The organism is Candidatus Melainabacteria bacterium, assembly GCA_003963305.1.
In the GTDB taxonomy this organism is placed as follows: Bacteria; Cyanobacteriota; Vampirovibrionia; order Obscuribacterales; family Obscuribacteraceae; genus PALSA-1081.
This window is the reverse complement of record RXJR01000040.1, coordinates 1-4537: the sequence shown is the minus strand read 5'-3', so window position 1 is coordinate 4537 and position 4537 is coordinate 1. Positions and strand designations below refer to the sequence as shown.

The window sequence follows — 4537 nt, the reverse complement described above, 5'->3', positions numbered from 1 at the left end:
GCTTTACGCAGAGGAGCTTGCCGAGCGCGAAGCGGAGCTGCTGAGAGCCAAAAACTACAGCAAGGAGCAAATCGAGGCAGCGGTTAAGTCCAAGGTCAGTCAGGAAGACTTCTTTGAGGGCTTGCTGCGGCATCTGATGGGTTTGAAGACGGAAGTGAACTTGACGTTCGACGAAATCTTCAACACTGTGGTGCACGAAGCTGGGCATGCTCTGGCGATTGCCTTCGAGCGTTTCCTCGGCCGGACTGACGAAATCGTGCGCTTCATTGCAGTAGAGCCGAGAGGACGCACCGGTGGTTTGACCTTCAAAACTCCAGACCGTGATGCTTTCGGCAAAACCCTGGAGGAGGTTGATGCCGACGCTGTCTGTGGTTTCGGCGGCAGTGCGGCGCAGTTGGTTTTCCTGAACGTGAAAGACTCGGGTCCCGACAATGATTTCGAAGTTGTCGGTCAGAACATCTACCGGGCTATCGGGCGCTGGTACGGTTCTGAAAAGCTGGGTCCGATCTCACTTGGTCAACGCGGCATGACTGCTTCGACCGAAATGGGCGCTGCGCAGAAGGATCTGATCGATGCGGAATGCAACCTCAAGACTAAAGTGCTGTACGCGAAAACCTGGTGGATAATGAACCTCTTTATCCGTTCGGAGACCGTCTGGACGATGTTCTGGGAGCTGCTTGAAGGTAAGATCATGCGGCAGGATCGTTTTGCCGAGCTGTTCGCTGCTGCCATGAAGGAAGTGCAAGCACATCCGACGTGGGACGACGGCAGTCTGGAAAAGCTCCTTGCCGAAGTCGCAAAGGACCCCTACAGCTGGGCACCTGCGCCTCTGGACTTTGCTACGCGTACGTACCTGGACAACCGAATCGCTGGTTTGCGCGCGCGTTATGAGGGTCTGTCACTAGCCAACGGCGCTGAGTAGAGTCGGCTGCGTTTCAACAAAACGCTGTCGTGCTCTAGTGCGGCGATTCATTAAACCAAGACAGAGGTGCGCTCTCACAGGCATCTCTGTCTTACAACGCTGACCTACAAATTTTGGAGTACTGATGAATGATCTTTTCTCTCGCCTGACGGCGACTCTTCCCCATCAAGTCAGCAATGCCGGCTCGGAATTTATTCACCAGGAACGGCACCTTGGCTGGCTTTTGCTGGCATTGCTCGGTATAGGTGCCACCATTGGTGCCGGGATATTCGTCATGCCCGGTCGCATTGCTTCGCTGGCAGGACCTGCGGGAATCATTTCTATCGCAGTTACGAGCATCTATTTCTGCGCGGTCGGCAATCGCTACGAACGCTTTTCGTCGTTTCTGCCAACCGGAGTCTCGGCTTACTCATATTCCTATCACACACTGGGTGAGCTGGTTGCCTGGGTGGTAGGGTGGGGGCTGTTCATTGAATATTTCATGGGCACGGCTGCCGTAGCGATTGGATTCAGCGAGTATCTGCGCACTGCTTTTACATTCGGTCTGCCGGAGTTCTGGACGGGCTGGTCGAAAAGCGGACGTTTCGGCATAGACATCATTGCCGTTGCTTGCATATTGACGGTCACGACACTGCTTGTGGTGGCAGGAACACGTAAGCCGGCCTGGATAAACGCTGTCATGGTAGTTCTGAAATTGGCACTTTTGACTCTGTTTATTGGTGCCGGCGCAACTTCTGTGGACAGTGAAAACTGGCGTCCATTTTTGCCGGTCGGCTGGAGTGGAGTCATGCAGGGAGCGGCGCTTTTCGTCTTTCCATTCGTCGGCTTCGATGCACTATACACTTTTGCGCGCGAGTCGAAGAGCTTGAGAGATACGAAGATTGCCACTTTCGTCTGTGTGATTGGCGTCGCCGTTCTCTACTTGCTTGTCTTTCTTGTTCTGACCGGGCTCGCTCCAAGTTTCAGTGCAAGTGCCACCGGCGTAATGATTCCAAATTCGCTGTTTTCGGGCGATGAATCGGCTGCTCCTCTGGCGAAAGTTTTGATTGCCAGTGGTCATGGTTTTGTCGCCAGGATGATTGCCATAGGAGCGGTAATCGGGCTCTTCAACGTAGTTTTTGTGATGATTCAAGGCGCGCCACGAATCTTCAGAAACATGGCCGAAGATGGCATGTTGCCGCAAAAGTTCGAAGATCTCAAGTTTGGAATCATTGTCACTGGCGTCATTTGCGCCATTTTTGCCGCGGTCGTTCCTTTCGCGGAGATCTCCGAGATGATGGTGCTGGGCACACTCGTGGCCTTTCTCGCTGTAGGTTTGGGCTCGCTACGATTGCCCGGTTCGACCTGGGTCGATTACCTCTCCGCCTTTGTCGTCGCTACCTGCAGCGTCGTCTTGATCTTTTATCTGAACCCGATGGTGCGCCAGGTGTATCTGGTCAGTTGCCCGCTTGGTCTGCTGATCTATTTTTCCTACGGCTACCGTCACAGCCGGCTCAGGAACGAGTCTGCATGAACCTGACCGTGTCTGCTGTCTTATGGATCAGACGGCAGACCAAAGTGGCACTTCTTCAACTATCTGTTGGCGACCAGTAGGGCGCTGAGGAATCCGTCATGGGACTCATAAAGAGAAATTGGTTTTACAGATTGGCAGTGAGCGGAAGGTATGCTCCGCAAGGCGTGGTCGACAAGACGTTCGGGCAGTGGGTCGATCCTGAGACGATCAACATCCGCGGCTTCGAAGACTTAGCGGGTATTCCAGAAGCGATCTCGCAGTTTCGTGAGCTGAAACGGCAGATCGTCGAACAGGCAGATGCCGTCAAGACGATACGCAAGGAAGAGGAAGATAAGAAGTCGAAGTTCGGCGGTAAGCTGCCCCAGTGGGTCCTGCTCGAAGGATCTGCCGGCAACGGCAAGACCCTCATTATCACTGCACTGGCGAAAGAGTGTGGCGTGCCTGTGTTTGTGATATCAGGCTCTGACTTTGTTGAGATGCTCGTTAGTCTGGGTGCAAACCGTGTGCGCGAGATGTTCTCGGATGCGCGTGAAAAGCGTCCTTGCATCATCTTCATCGACGAAATCGACGCAGTCGGTCGTGCACGTTCGCGTGGTTCATCAGATCCTGAAGCCGACCAGAAGCTTAGCCAGATCCTGGTGGAGCTGCAAGGGCTGAATACCTGCAACCAGAACTTCCGGCTGTGGATACTGGCTGCGACTAACCGTGCGGATATCCTGGACAAAGTATTGCTGTGTCCAGGTCGTTTCACGTGGAAGATCAAGGTCGAGCCGCCCAATCTGGATGGGCGTGTGGCGCAGAGCAGGCTCAGGAGCGAGTCTGCATGAACCTAACTGTGTCTGCTGTCTTTATGGATCAGACGGCAGACCAATCATGTGCCGACTGAAGTGGCACTTCTTCAACTATCTGTTGGCGACCAGTAGTCGCTGAGGAATCCGTCATGGATCTCATAAATAAAAATTGGTTTTACATATTGGCAGTGTTAGTCGTTGCCTTGATTTTTTACAACATCTCAAGGCTTCCCGATGGAGTCATCTCCACGGCGCCTCCGGCTGCGCATCATGCGGGTCAGACCATGGACCCCCAGTTTGCGGCAGCCAAAATAGCCGACGCGGATATGGCTCAAGCATCCGCTGAGTTGGGCGGGTCGAAGCAAGTAGTCGTCGATGGTGACACGAGAGTGACTGCGCCCACTGACGGTACGCCGTTGCAAATCATCATCAAGGAACGGCGCGGTCAAGATGGAAGCGATGAGGCGAATGACCTGGGTAATGACCCGCGTTCGTTGAAGGCTTTCTTCAGCGGAGTAATGGCGGTGTTTGGCTACATTGCCAAACTCGCCTTGTACGGCTTGATTATCGCCTTTGTCGTCTTGCTCGCAACTGGCAAGATCAGTCTGAGTCGAATCTTTGGTGGTGGCGCTCCTGGTGCTGGCGGTCGATATGCTCCGCAAGGCGGAAATGGAGACGCGCAGGGTGTGGCCGACAAGACGTTTGGGCAGTGGGTCGATCCTGAGACGATCAAGATCCGGGGCTTCGAAGACGTAGCGGGTATTCCAGAAGCGATCTCGCAGTTTCGTAAGCTGAAACGGCAGATCGTCGAACAGGCAGACGCAGTCAAGACGATTCGCAAGGAAGAGGAAGAGAAGAAAGCGAAGCAGAACGCTAAAACCGGCACCAAAGCGGTGGTGACAGCAGCCGAGTTGATGACGAGATTGCAATCAGCGGTCAAGAAATCGAAGTTCGGTGGCAAGCTGCCTCAATGCGTTCTGCTTGAAGGCCCTCCCGGCACAGGCAAAACGCTCATCATCACTGCGCTGGCGAAAGAGTGTGGCGTGCCTGTGTTCGTAATCTCAGGCTCGGACTTCGTGGAGATGTTCGTTGGTCTGGGTGCCAACCGTGTGCGTGAGATGTTCTCGGATGCGCGTGAAAAGCGTCCTTGCATCATCTTTATCGACGAAATCGACGCAGTCGGTCGTGCGCGTTCGAGTGGTCCCGGTTCACATCCTGAAGCCGACCAAACGCTAAACCAGATCCTGGTGGAGCTGCAAGGGCTGAATACCGGCAACCAGAACTTCGGGCTGTGGATACTGGCTGCGACCA

At 54.2% G+C, this 4537-nt stretch carries 4 protein-coding genes; all 4 read left to right on the top strand.

Annotated elements, in window-relative coordinates; translation table 11 throughout:
- Positions 1-922, top strand: a 922-nt coding sequence (locus EKK48_31090; protein ID RTL34616.1) for a hypothetical protein, incomplete at its 5' end; no start/stop codon positions are given.
- A 124-nt stretch (positions 923-1046) separates the two neighbouring features.
- Positions 1047-2435 carry an amino acid permease gene (locus EKK48_31085; protein RTL34615.1) on the top strand — a complete coding sequence of 463 codons (1389 nt, stop codon included), beginning with the start codon at positions 1047-1049 and terminating at the stop codon, positions 2433-2435.
- A 98-nt stretch (positions 2436-2533) separates the two neighbouring features.
- Complete coding sequence (locus tag EKK48_31080) at positions 2534-3262, top strand: AAA family ATPase (GenBank protein RTL34614.1); 729 nt, start codon at positions 2534-2536, stop codon at positions 3260-3262.
- 482 nt (positions 3263-3744) lie between these two features.
- A partial coding sequence (locus EKK48_31075) for an AAA family ATPase (GenBank protein RTL34617.1) occupies positions 3745-4537 on the top strand: 793 nt, incomplete at its 3' end.